At 62.6% G+C, this 18,447-nt stretch carries 16 protein-coding genes; 15 read left to right on the top strand and 1 reads right to left on the bottom strand.

Annotated features, from left to right (window positions below; translation table 11 throughout):
- Positions 1 to 31 precede the first annotated feature (31 nt).
- The 5 genes from JQ597_RS30840 to JQ597_RS30820 all read left to right on the top strand — a co-directional run bounded on the left by JQ597_RS30840 (position 32) and on the right by JQ597_RS30820 (position 6,699).
- Positions 32 to 2,095: an elongation factor G gene (locus JQ597_RS30840; protein WP_212269238.1), complete on the top strand. Its 2,064-nt coding sequence runs from the start codon at positions 32 to 34 to the stop codon at positions 2,093 to 2,095.
- Between the two features lie 179 nt (positions 2,096 to 2,274).
- Complete coding sequence (locus JQ597_RS30835; protein ID WP_212269237.1) at positions 2,275 to 4,323, top strand: WG repeat-containing protein; 2,049 nt, start codon at positions 2,275 to 2,277, stop codon at positions 4,321 to 4,323.
- Positions 4,324 to 4,400: 77 nt separating this feature from the next.
- A complete protein-coding gene (locus JQ597_RS30830; protein WP_212269236.1) occupies positions 4,401 to 5,243 on the top strand; it encodes a shikimate dehydrogenase in 843 nt (280 codons plus the stop codon).
- A gap of 122 nt (positions 5,244 to 5,365) precedes the next feature.
- On the top strand, positions 5,366 to 5,944 hold the full coding sequence (locus JQ597_RS30825) for a hypothetical protein (RefSeq protein ID WP_502754710.1): 579 nt from the start codon (positions 5,366 to 5,368) through the stop codon (positions 5,942 to 5,944).
- 137 nt (positions 5,945 to 6,081) lie between these two features.
- On the top strand, positions 6,082 to 6,699 hold the full coding sequence (locus JQ597_RS30820) for a single stranded DNA-binding domain-containing protein (protein WP_409411320.1): 618 nt from the start codon (positions 6,082 to 6,084) through the stop codon (positions 6,697 to 6,699).
- A gap of 173 nt (positions 6,700 to 6,872) precedes the next feature.
- Here JQ597_RS30820 and JQ597_RS30815 read toward each other — a convergent pair whose 3' ends face one another.
- Positions 6,873 to 8,009, bottom strand: a complete 1,137-nt coding sequence (locus tag JQ597_RS30815) for an alpha-hydroxy acid oxidase (RefSeq protein ID WP_212207229.1) — start codon at positions 8,007 to 8,009, stop codon at positions 6,873 to 6,875.
- A gap of 139 nt (positions 8,010 to 8,148) precedes the next feature.
- On the opposite strand from JQ597_RS30815, the gene JQ597_RS30810 reads away from it, so the two are divergent.
- The 10 genes from JQ597_RS30810 to serA all read left to right on the top strand — a co-directional run bounded on the left by JQ597_RS30810 (position 8,149) and on the right by serA (position 18,281).
- The gene (locus tag JQ597_RS30810) at positions 8,149 to 8,355 is read left to right on the top strand and encodes a hypothetical protein (RefSeq protein WP_212269234.1); all 207 of its coding nucleotides are present in this window, start codon (positions 8,149 to 8,151) and stop codon (positions 8,353 to 8,355) included.
- Between the two features lie 182 nt (positions 8,356 to 8,537).
- Complete coding sequence (gene glmM, locus JQ597_RS30805; RefSeq protein WP_212269256.1) at positions 8,538 to 9,884, top strand: phosphoglucosamine mutase; 1,347 nt, start codon at positions 8,538 to 8,540, stop codon at positions 9,882 to 9,884.
- A gap of 308 nt (positions 9,885 to 10,192) precedes the next feature.
- On the top strand, positions 10,193 to 11,452 hold the full coding sequence (locus JQ597_RS30800; RefSeq protein ID WP_212269233.1) for an MFS transporter: 1,260 nt from the start codon (positions 10,193 to 10,195) through the stop codon (positions 11,450 to 11,452).
- A gap of 278 nt (positions 11,453 to 11,730) precedes the next feature.
- Complete coding sequence (locus tag JQ597_RS30795; protein ID WP_212269232.1) at positions 11,731 to 12,576, top strand: outer membrane protein; 846 nt, start codon at positions 11,731 to 11,733, stop codon at positions 12,574 to 12,576.
- 313 nt (positions 12,577 to 12,889) lie between these two features.
- Positions 12,890 to 13,705, top strand: coding sequence for an outer membrane protein (locus tag JQ597_RS30790; RefSeq protein WP_212269231.1), 816 nt, complete (start codon positions 12,890 to 12,892; stop codon positions 13,703 to 13,705).
- A gap of 115 nt (positions 13,706 to 13,820) precedes the next feature.
- The gene (locus JQ597_RS30785) at positions 13,821 to 14,411 is read left to right on the top strand and encodes a glutathione S-transferase family protein (protein WP_212269230.1); all 591 of its coding nucleotides are present in this window, start codon (positions 13,821 to 13,823) and stop codon (positions 14,409 to 14,411) included.
- Positions 14,412 to 14,428: 17 nt separating this feature from the next.
- Positions 14,429 to 14,899 (top strand): GNAT family N-acetyltransferase, encoded by a 471-nt coding sequence (locus JQ597_RS30780; protein ID WP_212269229.1) that lies wholly within the window; start codon positions 14,429 to 14,431, stop codon positions 14,897 to 14,899.
- 177 nt (positions 14,900 to 15,076) lie between these two features.
- Entirely contained in the window at positions 15,077 to 15,289 is a 213-nt protein-coding gene (locus JQ597_RS30775; RefSeq protein WP_212269228.1) for a hypothetical protein, read from the top strand.
- A gap of 79 nt (positions 15,290 to 15,368) precedes the next feature.
- Positions 15,369 to 16,541, top strand: a complete 1,173-nt coding sequence (locus JQ597_RS30770; protein ID WP_212207237.1) for a phosphoserine transaminase — start codon at positions 15,369 to 15,371, stop codon at positions 16,539 to 16,541.
- A gap of 150 nt (positions 16,542 to 16,691) precedes the next feature.
- Positions 16,692 to 18,281 carry a phosphoglycerate dehydrogenase gene (serA, locus tag JQ597_RS30765; RefSeq protein ID WP_212269227.1) on the top strand — a complete coding sequence of 530 codons (1,590 nt, stop codon included), beginning with the start codon at positions 16,692 to 16,694 and terminating at the stop codon, positions 18,279 to 18,281.
- Positions 18,282 to 18,447: the final 166 nt, after the last annotated feature.

The following is an 18,447-nucleotide window of genomic DNA, read 5'->3' as shown; positions in this document are numbered from 1 at the left end:
CATGGGCCGAGCTCCAAACAAGGAGGCGGCAATGGGACAAGACGTCAGAAGTCCCCCAGGTACTAAAGAATCGGGTCCACGGTGCATTGCGCTGGTGGGCCCTTTCCAGAGCGGTAAAACCACACTTCTTGAAGCCATACTGGCGCGCACAGGCGCCATCCACCGCGCCGGCAGCGTCGATGCCGGAACTTCGGTCGGCGATTCCAGCCCCGAGGCGCGGCACCACAAGATGGGCGTGGCCTTAAGTGCAGCCACCACCACCTTCATGGGCGACAGTTACACCTTTATCGATTGTCCCGGCTCGATCGAGTTCGCGCAGGACATGCGCTCGGCACTGCCGGCGGTCGATGCCGCGATCGTGGTTTGCGAAGCCGATGAAAAGAAGCTGCCGCAACTGCAGATCATCCTGCGCGAGCTCGAGGAAATGGGCATTCCGCGCTTTCTGTTTTTGAACAAGATCGACAAGGCCAACAAGCGCATCCGCGAAACGCTCGCGACGTTGCAGCCGGCCTCGCGCGTGCCATTGGTCTTGCGCCAGATTCCGATCTGGAACGGCGAATTGATCGAAGGCTTTGTCGATCTGGCGCTGGAGCGCGCCTTTGTCTACCGCGAACACAAGCCCTCGGAAGTGATTGCGCTGGACGGCGGCAATCTCGACCGCGAGAAGGAAGCGCGCTTCTCGATGCTCGAAAAGCTCGCCGATCACGACGACGTGCTGATGGAGCAACTCCTGGAAGACATCCAGCCGCCGCGCGATGCGGTGTTCGACGATCTCGCGCGCGAATTGCGCGAAGGCCTGATCTGCCCGGTATTGCTGGGTGCCGCGACACGCGAAAACGGCGTGCTGCGGCTGATGAAGGCGTTGCGCCATGAAGCGCCCGGCGTGACCGAGACCGCCAAGCGCCTCAGCGCGTCTTCGCCCAAGGATGCGCTGGGCTATGTGTTCAAGACCCTGCATCAGCCGCACGGCGGCAAGCTGTCGCTGGTGCGGCTGCTCGCCGGGCACCTCGATGACGGTGCGACACTGCAATCCTCGTCCGGCGAAGCGGGCAGGGTCTCCGGCATCCTCGCGGTCAGTGGCGGGCACGACAGCAAACGGGCGGCGGCGGAAGCCGGCGAAACCGTGGCCCTCGGCAAGCTCGACGCCATCAAGACCGGCGACACGCTCTCGAGCGGCAAGACCGCGCCGGCCTCGCTCGCGCGGGTCGAGCCGACGCCGCCGGTGCTGGCGATGTCGCTGGCCGCGAACGATCGCAAGGACGACGTCAAGCTCGGCCAGGCGCTGCTGCGGCTGAACGAGGAGGATCCGTCGCTGACGATGATCCACAACACGCAGACCCACGACATCGTGCTGTGGGGGCAGGGCGAGATGCATCTGCGCGTCGCGCTCGAACGGCTCAAGGATCGTTTCGGCGTCAACGTCAAATCGCAGGCGCCGGCGATCGGCTATCAGGAGACGATCCGCAAATCGATCACGCAACGCGGGCGCCACAAGAAGCAGTCCGGTGGCCACGGCCAGTTCGGCGACGTGGTGCTGGAGATCAAGCCGATGCCGCGCGGCTCGGGCTTTGAATTCCTCGAAAAGGTCGTCGGCGGTGCGGTGCCGCGCAACTATATCGGCGCGGTGGAAGAGGGCGTGGTCGACAGCCTCACGCGCGGGCCGCTCGGCTTTCCCGTGATCGACCTCCACGTCACCCTGACCGACGGCTCCTATCACAGCGTCGATTCCTCCGATCTTGCCTTCCGCACCGCGGCGCGGCTCGGCATGAGCGAGGCGCTGCCGCAGTGCCAGCCGGTGCTGCTGGAGCCGATCCACATGGTGGAGATCGTCTGCCCGACCGAAGCGACGGCAAAAATCAACGCCATCCTGTCGGCGCGGCGCGGCCAGATCCTCGGCTTCGACACCCGCGAGGGCTGGGCCGGCTGGGATTGCGTCCGCGCCACCATGCCGGAGGCCGAGATCGGCGACCTGATCGTCGAGCTGCGGTCCGCCACCGCCGGCGCCGGCGGCTTTACGCGGCAGTTTGACCGCATGGCCGAAGTGACCGGCCGCGCCGCCGACCAGATCATCGCCGCGAATCGGGTCGCGGCGTGATGGTTTGACGTTCGTCATTCCGGGGCGCGCGAAAGCGCGAACCCGGAATCTATTTTCGTGTTTGGAAACAGGCTTTGCCGCCCGGCAAGCGCAATCGTACATTGTGGAATAGCTAACACGCTCTCGCCACGGATCGTCCTTATTTGTCCACGACAGATAAGGCGGTTCGGACGAGGGCAGTGACAGTGCGTATATGGTCGAATGCCGCTGCGTTGGTTGCCGTGATGTTGGCGACTGCCGCACTCGCGCAGGACAAGCGGCCGGAATTGACGCCGGCCGGCAAGGCGATCCTCCAGGACAAGCTCGCAATCGACGGCCGCCCGCTCTACGACCGGCCCGGGCCGGGCAAACCTATAACCTTCCCATTGGCGATGTGCACGTTTCCGGGCGGCTTGTGCGGAGCGGTCCGTCGCGATGGCTCGGTCACGGTACTTCCGCGATATGATTGGGTCGGTACCTTCTCGGACAACCGCGCCGCCGTTCGCCTCAACGGTCTCTACGGTTTCGTCGATGAAGACGGCCGCGAAGTCGTCAAGCCGCAATATCGCATCGTCGACGACTACCATTTCGGCTTTGCGCAGGTCGATGTCGGCGGCAAGTCGGGCCTGATCGACCGCGACGGCAAGATGGTGATCGAACCGAAATACGGCTTCATCCGGGCGATTGCGCCGGATCGGTTTGCCGTGTCGGAACGCCGGGAACTCGGTGGAATGGCCGGAGGTGAAGACTTTTCCGGGAGCCGAGTCGCATTCCCGCCCGGGGGCGGCGTCAGCGTTAGCGTGTCTGGAAATTTTCTCGATGGAAATGTGGCCTATCCTGGAAATATCGGAAACGAAGTGATCGACATTTCAGGGCATCGGATCGAACCGTCAGTTGCTCGGTGGTCACCTCCGTTTGACAAGGACGATCCATCGATCCGCTGGGTGCAGAGGGACAAGCTCTGGGGGTTGGCGCGTGCCGACGGAAGCTGGTTGGTCGAGCCAAAATTCCAGCAGATAGGCTCACTGATCGACGGCCTAGCGCAGGTGACGCTCAACGGCAAGGTGGGCTTCATCGGCCGGAGCGGAAATTTCGTCATTGAACCGGCATTCGACAAGGCATTGCCGTTCAAGCTAGGATTCGGGCGCACTTCGGCCGAGCGAGATGGCTTCTTCGGCGTGATCGACACAACCGGTGCATGGATATTCCGAACGGACTACCAGCAGATCCAGTTCGCCGCTAACTTTGACAGAGATTACAAGTCCGAGACCGTGGTGGGCTGGAATTTCAAGAAGGCGGATCGATGGGGCCTTCTGGATCTCGATGGTCGCGTGGTGCTCGATGCCGGCTTCGATCAGCCCGTCGGACCATGCCCCGACGGACGGCTGGAGGCATACAAAAACAAGGAGCGGTTTTACTTCAAAGCGGATGGCAGCCCGCTGCAGCCGCCGGGTGGCCAACTCATCGATGCGATGTGCCGCGGTGGCGTGCCGCCATATACGTTGAAAATCGGCGACAAGTTTGGGCTGGTCGACGCCAGCTCGAACCTGCTGACGGCCGTGAAATTCGACGCAGTCACTTGGGCTGGGCCGGGTGTCAAGAATGTGAAGATCAATGGTAAATGGGGACGCATTGGCGCCGACGGTCGATGGCTGCTGGAACCGAAATTCGATTATCTGTCAGGTGTTGGTGATGTCTTCGTCGCCTCGGTCGACGGCAAACGCGGCTTCATGCGATCGGATGGCAGCTGGCTGGTCGAGCCGAAATTCGACGCCGCCGCGCGGCGCCGAATTGACGGCACCGCATTCGTCACGATCTCCGGCGCGACCGGCGTGCTGCGGTTGACGGATCAGTCCTGGGTCGTTCCGCCGCGTCCTGGCGCCCTGTGCGATATCAGTCATGCGCTGATGTCGGAGGCTGGCGGCAAGCGCGCAATCCTCTCCCGGACCGGCGAGACCTGGGTGGACATCGGCGCCGAGCGGGTCGGCGCCAACCTCGAATTCGGTCTGCTGACCTTTCTCAAGGACGGCAAATGGGGGCTGGTCGACACCGCCGGGCAGGTGATGATCGAGCCGCGTTTTGACGAGCCGGTGCATTTTGGATCAGGTCAGCGCGGCGTCGCCTGGACCAAGCGAGATGGTCAGTGGTGCGCGATCGACCGGCGTGGCAGCTCCGTCCCCGGCATCGCATGCGCCGCTGCCAACCCGACGGGTTCCGATCTCCGGCTCCAATGCAAGGTCGAGCCCTGACTTTGCGTTTTCGACCGGGGTCTTTGCCACCGCACCCCGGCATTGACACCGCCGCCGGCATGGCCGAATTGACTGCCATGACCCGTGCCACCAGACCCCCTGCCGCATGCCTGATCGGATGGCCAGCCGCGCATTCGCGCTCGCCGCTGATCCATCATTACTGGCTGCGGACGCTGAGGATCGAGGGCGGCTACGTCATCGAGGCGGTGCCGCCCGACGAGTTTCAGGACTTTGTCTTTCGGCTTTCGCTGCGCGGCTTCGTCGGCGCCAACGTCACCATTCCGCACAAGGAGCGCGCGCTAGCGCTGTCGAAGCCGGATGACCGCGCCCGCGCGGTCGGCGCCGCCAACACCTTGTGGTTCGAGAACGGTGAGCTGTGTTCGACCAACACCGATGTCGAGGGTTTTATCAATAATCTCGATGCCTGCGCGCCCGGATGGGAGCGTGCCGAGGAGGCGCTGGTGCTGGGCGCCGGTGGTTCGGCGCGCGCCGTGCTGTTCGGGTTGATCGAACGCGGCGTCAAGCGCGTGCATCTGGCCAACCGGACCGGGGAGCGCGCGCAGGCGCTGGCGGATCAATTCGGCGCGAGCGTATTGCCGGTGGCATGGGATGCGCTGGACGAATTGCTGCCGCGCGCCGGGCTGCTGGTGAACACGACCTCGCTCGGGATGCACGGCCAGCCGGCGCTCGAACTCGATGTCGGCCGGTTGCCGCAGGGCGCCGTCGTCAGCGACCTGGTTTACGTGCCGCTGGATACGCCGTTGCTATCAGCCGCGCGCGGGCGCGGGCTGCAGACCGCCGACGGGCTCGGCATGCTGCTGCACCAGGCGGTGCGCGGGTTCGAATTGTGGTTCGGAAAGCGCCCCGAAGTGACATCAGAACTTCGTGCGATCGTCGAGGCCGATCTCAACAAAGTTTGAGCGGGAGTATCGTTGCGGGAATTGGGGGCAATGGCTACGTGGTGGCCCACCGGAGATCCCTCATGTCCAAGAATCTGTCCAAGCATCGTTCTACACTGATCCGCCCGCTGTTCGCCGCCGCGATGGTGGCCGCGTCCACGATCTACGCCATCGCCCAGCAGCCGCCCACGCCGACGCGGGTTCGCGGTACCATCGAAGGTGTCGAGGGCGACATACTTGCGGTCAAGTCGCGCGGCGGTGAAGACGTCAAGCTGCACATGACCGGCGATATCAGGGTGGTCGGAATTACCAAAATCCCGCTGTCCGATGTCAAGGTGGGTTACTTCATCGGCGCCACCACGGTGCCGGGACCGGACGGCAGCCAGAACGCGGTCGAGGTGCACGTGTTTCCCGAGGCGATGCGCGGCACCGGCGAGGGCTCGCGGCCGTATGATCTGCGCCCCAACAGCACCATGACCAATGCGACGGTGGATCAGTCCGTAGCCGGCAATGACGGTCACACGCTGTTGATCAAATACAAGGGCGGCGAGAAGAAGGTTCTGGTCTCGCCGGAGACGCCGGTCGTGACCTATGTCCCCGCCGACAAGTCCGATCTCAAGGCCGGCGCCAAGGTGATCGCGTTCATGAAGCAGCTGCCGGACGGCTCGTTCGAGACCAACCGCGTCAGCGTCGGCCGCGACGGGCTGACGCCGCCGATGTGAGGCTTGTTTTCCTCTCCCCTTGTGGAAGAGGGCGGATTCGCGAAGCGAAGGGAGAAGCCAACACCTGGAATACGCACTTCCCTCCGGTGTTCGCGTTGGTGGGACGCTCAGACATTGGAAGGGATACCGCCATGCGGATGACGTCACGCCTGCTCGCTGCTTCACTGACATTTGCCACCATGCTCGGAACGACGGTGTGGGCGCAACAACCGCCGACACCGACGGTGCGGATCCGCGGCACCATCGAGGCCGTCGATGGCAATGTTCTCTCGATCAAGTCGCGCGAGGGCGCCGACCTGAAGGTGCGGATGACCGACAATGTGGCGGTGTTCGGCGTCGCCAGGACCGAACTGTCGGAGATCAAGGAAGGCTCCTACATCGGCGTCACCGGCATGCCGGAGCCCGACGGCACCCAGCGGGCGGTTGCCGTTCATATTTTCCCGGAAAACCAGCGCGGTGCCGCGGAGGGTTTCCGGCCCTGGGATGCGCGGGCGAACTCCACCATGACCAACGCCACCGTCGCCCAGACGGTCAAGGGCACTGACGGCCAGAACATCCTGGTCAAATACAAGGACGGCGAGAAGAAAGTCGTGGTGCCGCCGGATACGCCTGTTGTCACCTTCGTCGCCGGCGACAAGTCCGAACTGAAGCCGGGCGCAAAAATCATCATCTTCGGTGCGGCGAAGAAGGAAGACGGCACGCTGGAAGCTGCCCGCGTCAATGTCGGCCGCAACGGAATTACGCCGCCGATGTGAGGGGTGAGGCGCTGCATCTCATTGTCGTCCCGGCGAAGGCCGGGACCCATAACCACCGCTGTTTGTTGTTAAACTGGGCGGTAGCTCCAGCCTTCGTAAATACGACGGCCTGTGGTTATGGGTCCCGGATCGCGCTTCGCTTGTCCGGGACGACGATGGAATTTTTCCGATAGCTAAATCGCCAGCACGTGATCGTCGATTTCGGCGATGGTGTTGACGCCGCACAGGCCCATCGTCACCAGCATTTCGTTGCGGATCAGATCGAGCGCCTTGGCGACACCCTGTTGTCCGCCGGCGCCGAGGCCGTGGACGAAGGCGCGGCCGATCATGCAGGATTTGGCGCCGAGCGCGAGCGCGCGCATCACGTCCTGGCCCGACCGGATGCCGCCGTCGAACATGATTTCCATCTTGTCGCCGACCTCATCGACGATCTCCGGCAGCACCTCGATCGACGACGGCGCGCCGTCGAGCTGGCGGCCGCCATGGTTGGAGACCACCATCGCATGCGCGCCGGTCTTCACGGCCTCCTCGGCGTCCTCGACGTCGAGAATGCCCTTGAGGATCAGCTTGCCCGGCCAGATCGAGCGGATCCAATCGACATCCTTCCAGCTCAGCGTGGTGTCGAACTGCGCGTTGGTCCATTGCGAGAGCTGGGTGATATCGTCGGTGCCTTTGACGTGGCCGGCGATGTTGCCGAAGGTGCGGCGCTTGCCGCGCATCACGCCGGCGACCCAGGCTGGCTTGGTGGCGAAGTCGATCAGTTTCGACAACGACCATTCCGGCGGAATCGTCATGCCGTTCTTGATGTCCTGGTGGCGCTGTCCCATCACCTGCAAGTCGACGGTCAGGACCAGCGCGCTGCATTTCGCCGCGATCGCGCGCTCGATCAGGGATTTGATGAAGCCGCGATCCTTCATCACGTAAAGCTGGAACCAGAACGGCTTGTCGACATTGGCGGCGACGTCCTCGATCGAGCAGATCGACATCGTGCTCAGCGTGAACGGAATGCCGGCGGCCTGCGCGGCCCGGCAGGCGGCGATTTCGCCGTCGCCGTGCTGCATGCCGAGCAATCCGACCGGGGCGAGGCTCAGCGGCAGCGCGGCCGGCTCGCCCAGGATCGTCGTCGACGTATCGCGCCTGGACACATCGACCAGGATGCGCTGGCGGAACTTGATCGCTTCGAGATCGGCGCGGTTGGCGCGCAGCGTGTCCTCGGAATAGGAGCCGCGATCCGCATAGTCGAAAAACGCCTTCGGAACTCGGCGCTTGTGCAACTGACGCAGGTCCTCGATGCAGGTAATGTGCTTCATGGACGTTCCCGGCCCCTTCCTGGATCTCTTGCTTGAATTTCTTTTCTGTGTCGTCATCTAGCATGGTTGATACGTCAGCCAAATCAGGCTCGCGGAACCCTGCGTGGGGACAGTCCCAAGGAAAACATAAGGACATCTCATGACCGGACCTGATCGCCATCCCAAGCCCGCCCGCGAGTCCCGCGAGAGCGCTGAAAAGCGCCGGTTGGACGAGGCCCTGGAGGAGGGGCTTGAGGAGACCTTTCCGGGCTCGGACCCCGTGAATGTGACCCAGCCGCCGCCGTCGAAGGGCGACCATCACATCAAGCGGCGCGATCAAGGGGTACCCAAGCAGCGGCTGGATTAAAAAATATCATGTTTTGCAATGGGTTATGCTGCGATCGCGACTTCCGGTGCCGGTAATGATTCATCATATTTTTTGAAGCCATTTTAGCGCCTGAGAGACTATAAGGCCGGTGCACGCTATGGTGCGCGTTCGCTGCTTCTTGCCGGATGGCTTTGAGAGGCGTCGGAATGGCTGGGGGTTTTATGAGCCGCAAATATTTCGGTACCGACGGAATTCGGGGCCGTGCCAATGGTCTGATCACACCGGAGCTCGCGCTCAAGGTGGGGCAGGCGGCCGGCCTGGTGTTTCAGCGCGGCGATCACCGCCATCGCGTCGTCATCGGCAAGGACACGCGGCTGTCCGGCTACATGATCGAATACGCGATGGTCGCGGGCTTTACCTCTGTCGGCATGGACGTGCTGCTGCTCGGCCCGATGCCGACGCCGGCGGTCGCGATGCTGACCAAGTCGATGCGCGCCGATCTTGGCGTGATGATATCAGCCTCGCATAATCTGTTCGAGGACAACGGCATCAAGCTGTTCGGCCCGCAGGGTTTCAAATTGTCCGACGACGTCGAGAAGCAGATCGAGCAATTGCTCGACGAGCCGATCGACCGGCGTCTGGCGCAGAGCGCCAGCCTCGGGCGCGCCCGCCGCATCGACGGCGTTCACGACCGCTACATCGAATTCGCCAAGCGCACGCTGCCGCGCGAACTCTCGCTCGACGGCCTGCGCGTCGTGATCGATTGCGCCAACGGCGCGGCTTACAAGGTGGTGCCGGAAGCGCTGTGGGAGCTCGGCGCCGACGTCGTTGCCATGGGCGTCGAGCCTGACGGTTTCAACATCAACAAGGAATGCGGCTCGACCTCGCCGGAGGCGCTGAGCCGCAAGGTGCGCGAGATGCGCGCGGATATCGGCATTGCGCTCGATGGCGACGCCGATCGCGTGATCCTGGTCGACGAGCGCGGCCATGTGGTCGACGGCGACCAGCTGCTCGCGGTGATCGCGCAGAGCTGGAAGGAAGACGGCCGTCTCGCCAAGCCGGGCATCGTCGCCACCGTGATGTCCAATCTCGGGCTGGAGCGCTTCCTCGAAGGCATTGGGCTGGAGATGGTGCGCACGCCGGTCGGCGACCGCTATGTGCTCGAGCAGATGCTCAAGCAGGGCTACAATCTCGGCGGCGAGCCGTCGGGCCACATCATCCTGTCCGACTATGCGACCACCGGCGATGGTTTCGTCGCGGCGCTGCAGGTGCTGGCCGTGGTGCAAAAGCTCCGCCGCCCGGTGTCGGAGGTCTGCCACAAATTCGATCCGCTGCCGCAGATCCTGAAGAACGTACGCTATCGCAGCGGCAAGCCGCTCGACGACGCCGAGGTCAAATCCGCGATCGTTGATGGCGAAAAACGCCTCAACGGCTGCGGCCGCCTGCTGGTCCGCTCGTCCGGCACCGAGCCCGTGATCCGTGTGATGGGTGAGGGCGACGATCGCATCCTGGTCGAGGAAGTGGTCGATCACATCGTCACCGCCCTCGGCCACGCCGCCGCGGCGTGAGGCGAGCACCATCAATTGAGGAAATCTTCCCTTCTCCCCTTGTGGGAGAAGGTGGCGCGAAGCGCCGGGTGAGGGGTATCTATCCGTAGAGGGAGTTTTATCCGCGGAGACAGACCCCTCACCCGTCCGCAATGCTTCGCATCGCGTCCACCCAAGAGCGAGCTTCGCTCGTTTCGGCTCCCACAAGGGGAGAGGGGAAGAGCCGCACCCCAACGCATCGCAGCCATAAGCTATTTATGCTGGTCGCCGCCATGCGCGCGGCGTAGGAACGGGCATTATTCACCAGTCGATATTCGGGAATCGCGCCCTTGAACAAGCCCGTCACCGTCTCCGAGGAAGCGCTCACTGCGCCCGTGGTGGTGCCCGACGTGTCGCCGGCGCTCGCCGCCAAGGCGGTGGCCGCGGGGCCGGCCTATGTCGTGCTGGCCGGGATCAGCTTCTCGCACTTCCTCAACGACACCATGCAGTCCCTGATTGCGTCGGTCTATCCGATCCTGAAGGACAATTACGCGCTGGACTATGCGCAGATCGGCCTGATCACGCTGGCGTTCCAGTTCACCGCGTCGCTGCTGCAGCCGCTGGTCGGGCACTTCACCGACAAGAAGGCGCAGCCGTTCTCGCTCGCGATCGGCATGGGGTTCACATTCTTCGGCCTGCTGCTGCTCAGCGTCGCGCATCAATACACGACCATTCTGATCGCGGCCTCGCTGGTCGGATTGGGATCGGCCGTGTTCCATCCGGAATCGGCGCGGATCGCGCGGCTTGCCTCGGGCGGGCGCTATGGCTTTGCGCAATCGGTGTTTCAATTGGGCGGCAGTTTCGGCACCTCGATGGGGCCGGTGCTGGCGGCGTTGATCGTGGTGCCGTTCGGCCAGCCCAGCATCGCCTGGTTTTCCTCGATCGCGTTTCTGGCGATCGTGATCCTGTGGCGGATCGGCGTCTGGTACCGGCCGCAGATCACGACGAAGAAATCTGCCGTGGTCGAACGGCATCCGGATGCGCCGGACGCGCGCCGCGTCAAGATCGCACTCGTGGTGCTGGTGGCGCTGCTGTTTTCAAAACAGCTCTACGTGTCGAGCCTGTCCAGCTATTACATCTTCTATCTGATCGACAAGTTTGGCGTCTCGACCCAGGCGGCCCAGCTCTATCTCTTCATCTTTCTCGCCGCCAATGCCGCAGGCGCGTTCTTCGGCGGGCCGCTCGGCGACCGCTATGGCCGCAAATACGTCCTCTGGTTCTCGATCCTCGGCGCGCTGCCGTTCACATTGGCGCTGCCCTATGCCGGCCTGTTTGGAAGTGCGGTGCTGACTGTCATCATCGGGTTGATCCTGTCCTCGGCGACGTCGTCGATCATCGTGTTCGCGCAGGAGCTGATGCCGCATCGCTTCGGAATGATTTCCGGCGTGTTCTTCGGCGTCGCCTTCGGCATCGGCGGGCTCGGGGCGGCGGTGCTCGGCAAGCTTGCCGATCACACCGGCATCGCCTTTGTCTATCATCTCTGCGCCTACCTGCCGGCGCTCGGCCTGCTCGCCGTGTTCCTGCCGAAGATGCCGAAGCTCGCGCGCTAACGAAGCGTTTGCAAACGGCGCGGGCAAGCAAGCGGGTAGGTCAGCATCCGTGTCATTTCCGTCAACACATCGTTAGGATGTATGGCGGTTTCGCCATTTTCTGTGCTGCAAATGCATCAGCTTGCATTGTGCGAACACGTGCTGGCAGAAATATTCGGAGATTATCAACCTTAAAAATTAGGGTTAAGCGCCGCTTAAGCATTTGCTGGCATCGTCCGCTCGTGAGTTTTTGATGTGAGGCCTCCGCAGTCGCCTCACCGGACAAAAGGACGAAGCCAATGCGTAGCGTTAAGTCTCTTCTTGCCGCCGGAGCGGCATCCCTGTTGTCGTCGGTTGCCTTCGCCGCGGACATGCCTTCGATCGCACCGCCACCTCCGATGGCCTATGCACCGGCTCCGGCGCAGGATTTCGGTGGCTGGTATCTGCGCGGCGATATCGGTATGACCAACACCCAGAGCAAGCTGCACGTCAACGCCTACGACACCCTGCCGGCCAATACGGTTTGGAGTCAGAACGGCCATGGCTTCGACAGCGGCACGCTGTACGGCGTCGGTGTCGGCTACCAGTTCAACAGCTGGTTCCGTGCTGACATCACCGGCGAGTATCGCTCGAAGGTCAGCTTCAAGGGCACGGACTTCTTCATGTTCAATCCCGGCGGCGGGCTCGCTGATGCCTACAACGGCGGCTACAAGAGCTGGGTCGGAATGGTCAACGGTTACGTCGACCTCGGTACCTGGTGGTGCATCACGCCGTTCATCGGTGCCGGCTTCGGCGCAGCCACCATCAAGACCACCGGCTTTAGCGATGTCGCGACGTTCCCGGCGTTCGATGGCCGCGCCAGTTCGTACTTCGCTGAAGGCGCGAGCAAGACCAACTTCGCATGGGCCGTGCACGCCGGTCTTGCCTACAAGGTCAGCAACAACTTCACGGTCGAACTGGCGTACCGCTACCTCGACATGGGTACCGGCATCCACGGCCAGGGCCGCTTCTTCGATGGCACGCCCGCCGGTACCTCGACCTTCCAGTACCGCGACATGACCTCGCATGACCTCAAGCTCGGCGTGCGCTGGAACCTGGAAAGCCCGCAGGTCTATGCGCCGGCGCCGCTGATGCGCAAAGGTTAATTGCGACTTCCATCTGTTAAGGATTGAGAACGGCGCGGGATCTTCCCGCGCCGTTTTGCTTTTGGCGCGGCCGCACCTAGAGCTTCGCTTCTGATTGAATCAGAACCGAAGCTCTAGACTCTTGTTTTGACGCGTTTTCTTCACGCGAACCGGTATCCACTTCGCTCGAAAACGCTCTGGCGCCTGTCGCAGGCACGCGATGCGTTTGGCTTTTTCCCGCAAGATCACGTCTCATCGGAGCCTGCGATAACGATTGGTTAGGGTTAACGAGCCATGATCAACGCAAGTTAGAGTTGTTCGATGGAGTGTTGCGATGCGTCGTTTTTTGCTGGTGGCGGTGATGTGTGGCGCGGTGACCGGCGCGCAGGCGGCCGATATGCCGGACTATCTCCGCGGCAGTTTCACCGACGGGCTGAGCAGAAGCAGCGTCAACTGGTCGGGCGTCTATGTCGGCGGCCATGTCTCGCATGGCGCGGCGGACATGGACTTCACCAATTCCGGCCAGGATTTGCTCGCCAAGCTCCTGAACAATCTCGATCTGGAATCGCAGTTCAACATTTCGCAATGGCCTCTGCTCGGGAAGTCCCATATGCAGAGCAGCGGCTACGGCGGGTTCGTCGGTTATAATTTTCAGTGGAGCGAAGCCCTCATCGGTATCGAGCTGAACTATACCCACGGCAACTTCTTCGGTGCCAACAGCGGTTCCCAGGGTCGCTCGTTCCAATACCCCACCGATTACATATCGACAGCGCGCGTGTCCTCGAGCGCCTCGATGAAGATCACCGATTACGGCTCGTTGCGGGTACGTGGCGGATATGCCATCGACAGCTTTCTGCCATATGGATTCGTCGGCGTTGCGATGGGGCAGGCGAATATCAATCGCAGGGCCGATGCCAGCATTGATTATCTCTATGTCGGCACGAACGGACTTCCCAATTACTCTGCAGCCGGTTTCTTGACGGACAACGCCAATTCCAAGTTCATCACAGGATTTGCCGGCGGTCTCGGCATCGACATGATGCTGTATGCTGGTCTTTTCCTGCGCGCCGAGTGGGAATATCTCCGGTTCACCTCCAGTGTCGATACCACCGTCAACACGGTGCGCGCGGGCCTCGGCTACAAGTTCTGATGGGCTACAGGCTCAGACTTAGCCTCAGACTTGGCCTGGTCCGTCGTCGATCCTGATACCGTTGACAGATTTGCCGCGGGCTGTTGCACTGTCGCCATAACGAGGGCGACCGCGCATGAAAATCTACGGCGATACCAATTCCGGCAACTGCCTGAAGGTGAAGTGGGTGTGCGACAAACTCGCGCTGCCCTATAGCTGGGTTGCGATCGATACGCTCAAGAGCCAAACCCGCACGACCGAGTTCCTCAAGCTCAACTATGCCGGCCAGGTGCCGGCCGTCGAATTCGACGACGGCCGCACGCTGGCGCAGTCCAACGCCATCATCCGCTATCTCGCCCGCGGCAGCGACCTCATTCCAGCGGATGCGTTCGCCGCCGCGAAGATGGACGAATGGCTGTTCTGGGAACAATACAGCCACGAGCCCTATATCGCGGTCTGCCGTTTCCAGATGTTCTATCTCGGGAAATCTGCCTCCGATCTCGACCCCGACAAGGTCAAGCGCGGCTATGCGGCGCTGGCGCGGATGGAGCACCAGCTCGCCATCACGCCGTTCCTGGTCGGCGACGCCGTCTCGCTCGCCGACGTTTCGCTGCTGGCCTATACAAGGCTGGCGCATGAAGGCGGCTTCCATCTCGACGGCTATGCCGCCGTGCGCCGCTGGATCGGCGAGACCGAAAAATCGCTCGGCCTGCCGCCGGCGCGCTGAATTCACCGGAAAACCCCATGGCCACCGTTTCGCAAGTCACCATCCGTCGCGCGCGCCGTGACGACATCGCCGTCATCGTCGCCATGCTGGCGGACGATCCGCTCGGTGGCCCGCGCGAGCGGCTCGAAGATCCGCTGCCGCAAGCCTATTTCGACGCGTTCGAACGCGTCGCGGGCGACCGGAATATCCAGCTCGTGGTCGCCGAGGATGGCAAGGGCGCTGTCGTCGGCTGCCTGCAGCTGTGCATCCTGCCCGGCCTGAGTTCGCAGGGCGCCTCGCGCGGTTTGCTCGAGGATGTCCGCGTCGCCAGCCATTGCCGCAGCCGGGGCATTGGCGAGCAGTTGGTGCAATGGGCGGTTTCAGAAGCGCGCGCCAAGGGCTGCAAGCTGGTGGAACTGCTGACGCATCATACGCGCGTGGATGCGCAACGGTTTTATGAACGGCTTGGATTCGCGCGCAGCCATCTCGGCATGACCTTGAGATTCTGAGGCTTTATTCTTGTGCAGAGCTGCGTCACGACGCAGGCAATTGCTGATGGTCGTTCTGACTCTGCGATCCCGTTAACAGGCGATAAACTACCTCGACCTCCGTGATTTTACGGAGAGGAGCGTCTCCGCTATGTCAGCGTCTCCCATGGGGCCGTGGGCAACTCTGGGGGATTTTCGATGAAGGATTATTCGATCGTGCGGATCGGCAATGAATATGTCGTGCAGGCCGGCGAAAAAAGCGTTCTGAAAACTTCGAGCCGGCGAATGGCCGCCAGGCTGATCAACGATGCGGCTGGACTGCTGGAGCAGCAGCCGGTCTCGTCCACAGCTGTCGATGCTTCAATCACCTGTGATGTCAGGGACATATCGGAAGCGCCCGAAGTTCCTTGACGATCGGGCACGATTCCCCTAATCACCGCCGCGGGACACCTCCCCCCAACGGGAGGCTTGCTATCTGGAAGGATAGAATATGACCGTAGCGAAGCCCGCTTCGCGGCCAAATGTGCCGCATTTCTCCTCCGGCCCCTGTGCCAAGCGCCCCGGCTGGAACCCCGCAAATCTCAAAGACGCAGCGCTCGGCCGTTCGCATCGCGCGAAGGTCGGCAAGGCCAAGCTCAAGCTCGCGATCGAATTGACGCGCGAAGTGCTTGAAGTGCCGGCCGGTTACAAGATCGGCATCGTGCCGGCGTCCGATACCGGCGCGGTCGAAATGGCGCTGTGGTCGCTGCTCGGCGCGCGCCCCGTCACCACCATCGCCTGGGAATCCTTCGGCGAAGGCTGGGTCAGCGATATCGTCAAGGAACTGAAGCTCAAGGACGTCACCAAGCTGCACGCCGGCTATGGTGAAATCCCCGATCTTTCCAAGGCCGATCCCGCCTCCGACATCGTCTTCACCTGGAACGGCACCACCTCCGGCGTGCGCGTGCCCAATGCCGACTGGATCAAGGCCGACCGCGAAGGCCTCACCATCTGCGACGCAACGTCCGCCGCTTTCGCGCAGCCGCTCGATTTCGCAAAGCTCGATGTGGTGACGTTCTCCTGGCAGAAGGCGCTGGGCGGCGAGGCCGCGCACGGCATGCTGATCCTCTCGCCGCGTGCGGTGGAGCGGCTGGAGACCTACAAGCCGGCGTGGCCGCTGCCAAAAATCTTCCGCCTGACCAAGGGCGGCAAGCTCAATGAAGGCATCTTCGAAGGCGAGACCATCAACACGCCGTCGATGCTGTGCGTCGAGGATTATCTCGATGCGCTGAACTGGGCGAAATCGATCGGTGGCCTCAAGGCCCTGATCGCGCGCGCTGATGCCAACACCAAGGCGCTGGCCGACTGGAAGGCCAGGACGCCGTGGATCGACTTCCTGGCCAAGGATCCGGCGATCCGCTCCAACACTTCGGTCTGCCTGAAGTTCGTCGATCCCGCGATCACCTCGCTGACGGCGGACGCGCAGGCCGACTTCTCCAAGAAGCTGGTCGCGCTGGTGGAGAAGGAAGGCGCCGGCTACGACTTCGCCTACTACCGCGATGCGCCGGCGGGCCTGCGGATCTGGTGCGGCGCCACCGTGGAAGCGTCCGACGTCGCGCTGCTGACGCAGTGGATCGACTGGGCGTTCGCCGAGACCAAGGCCGCGTTGCCGAAGGCTGCTTAAGCTAGCGTCATCTCACATCGTCATGGCCGGGCTTGACCCGGCCATCCATCGAAAAAGAAGATGGACCCGCGGATCTCAAGCGCGAAGACGCGCTTCGTGCTTTAGCCCGCGGGTGACGACATCAGTACATCGCCCATAGGGATCACACCAATGTCCAAACCCAAAGTCCTCATCTCCGACGCGCTGTCGCCCGCCGCCGTTCAGATCTTCAAGGACCGCGGCATCGATGTCGACTTCCAGCCCAATCTCGGCAAGGACAAGGACAAGCTCGCCGAGATCATCGGCAATTATGATGGGCTTGCGATCCGCTCCGCGACCAAGGCGACCGCCAAGATCATCGAGAAGGCCAAGAAGCTGAAGGTTATCGGCCGCGCCGGCATCGGCGTCGACAATGTCGAGATTCCCGCCGCGACCGCCAAGGGCATCATCGTGATGAACACGCCGTTCGGCAATTCGATCACGACCGCCGAACACGCGATTACCCTGATGCTGGCGCTGGCACGCGAGATTCCGCAGGCCGATGCCTCGACGCAGGCCGGCAAGTGGGAGAAGAACCGCTTCATGGGTGTCGAGATCACGGCCAAGACGCTCGGCGTGGTCGGCTGCGGCAATATCGGCGCGATCGTCGCCGACCGCGGGCTCGGCCTGCGCATGAAGGTGATCGCCTTCGATCCGTTCCTGTCGCCGGAGCGCGCCAAGGACATCGGCGTCGAAAAGGTCGAGCTCGACGATCTCTTGAAGCGCGCCGATTTCATCACGCTGCATACGCCGCTGACCGAGAAGACAAAAAACATCATCGACGCGGGAGCCATCGCCAAGATGAAGAAGGGCGTACGCATCATCAACTGCGCCCGCGGCGGCCTGGTCGACGAGCAGGCGCTGGTCGATGCCCTGAATTCCAAGCATGTCGCGGGCGCCGCCTTCGACGTTTTCATCGAGGAACCCGCTACCTCGAACGTGCTGTTCGGCCATCCCAACGTGATCTGCACGCCGCATCTCGGCGCCTCCACCACCGAAGCCCAGGAGAACGTCGCACTGCAGGTCGCCGAGCAGATGTCGGATTACCTGTTGACCGGCGCGATCTCCAACGCCGTCAATTTCCCCTCGATCACCGCCGAAGAGGCGCCGAAGCTGAAGCCGTTCATTGAACTGGCCGAGAAGCTCGGCTCGTTCGCGGGCCAGCTCACCGAGAGCGGCATCCTCAAGGTGCAGATCACCTATGAGGGCCATGTCGCCGAAATGAAGATCAAGGCGATCACCTCGGCGGTGCTGTCCGGCCTGCTGCGGCCGATGCTGGGCGACGTCAACGTGGTCTCGGCGCCGGTTGTCGCCAAGGAGCGCGGCATGGTGGTCGACGAGATCGTGCGCGCGGCGCAGAGCGATTACGAAAGCCTGATCACCGTCACCGTCGTCACCGAACGCCAGGAGCGTTCGGTGTCGGGTACCGTCTATCACGACGGCAAGCCGCGGCTGGTCGATATCAAGGGCATCCGCGTCGATGCCGAGTTCGGCAAGTCGATGATCTACGTCACCAACGAGGACAAGCCCGGCTTCATCGGCAGCTTTGCCGGTTTGCTCGGCGACGCCAAGATCAACATCGCGACCTTCCATCTCGGCCGCGTCAAGCAGGGCGGCGACGCCATCGCGCTGGTGGAAATCGACGGTGAAATCCCGGCCGACGTGCTCGCCAAGGTGCAGGCACTGCCGCAGGTGAAGCAGGCCAAGGCGTTGGTGTTTTAAGAGGCGTTGCTTTCGCTCTTTTGTCGTCCCGGCCTTGAGCTCAGATGCGCAATTGCGCATCGGGGGACCCATAGCCACCGGCGTTTGTTGGTTACGCCAAGTGGTCGCTCCAGCATTCTCCAAATCGATGGGCCGCGGCGTATGGGTCCCGGCGTTCGCGGGGACG

Source organism: Bradyrhizobium sp. AUGA SZCCT0177 (assembly GCF_018130125.1).
In the GTDB taxonomy this organism is placed as follows: domain Bacteria; phylum Pseudomonadota; class Alphaproteobacteria; order Rhizobiales; family Xanthobacteraceae; genus Bradyrhizobium.
Note: the sequence above shows the minus strand (reverse complement) of the source record. Positions and strands in the feature narration are given on the sequence as shown.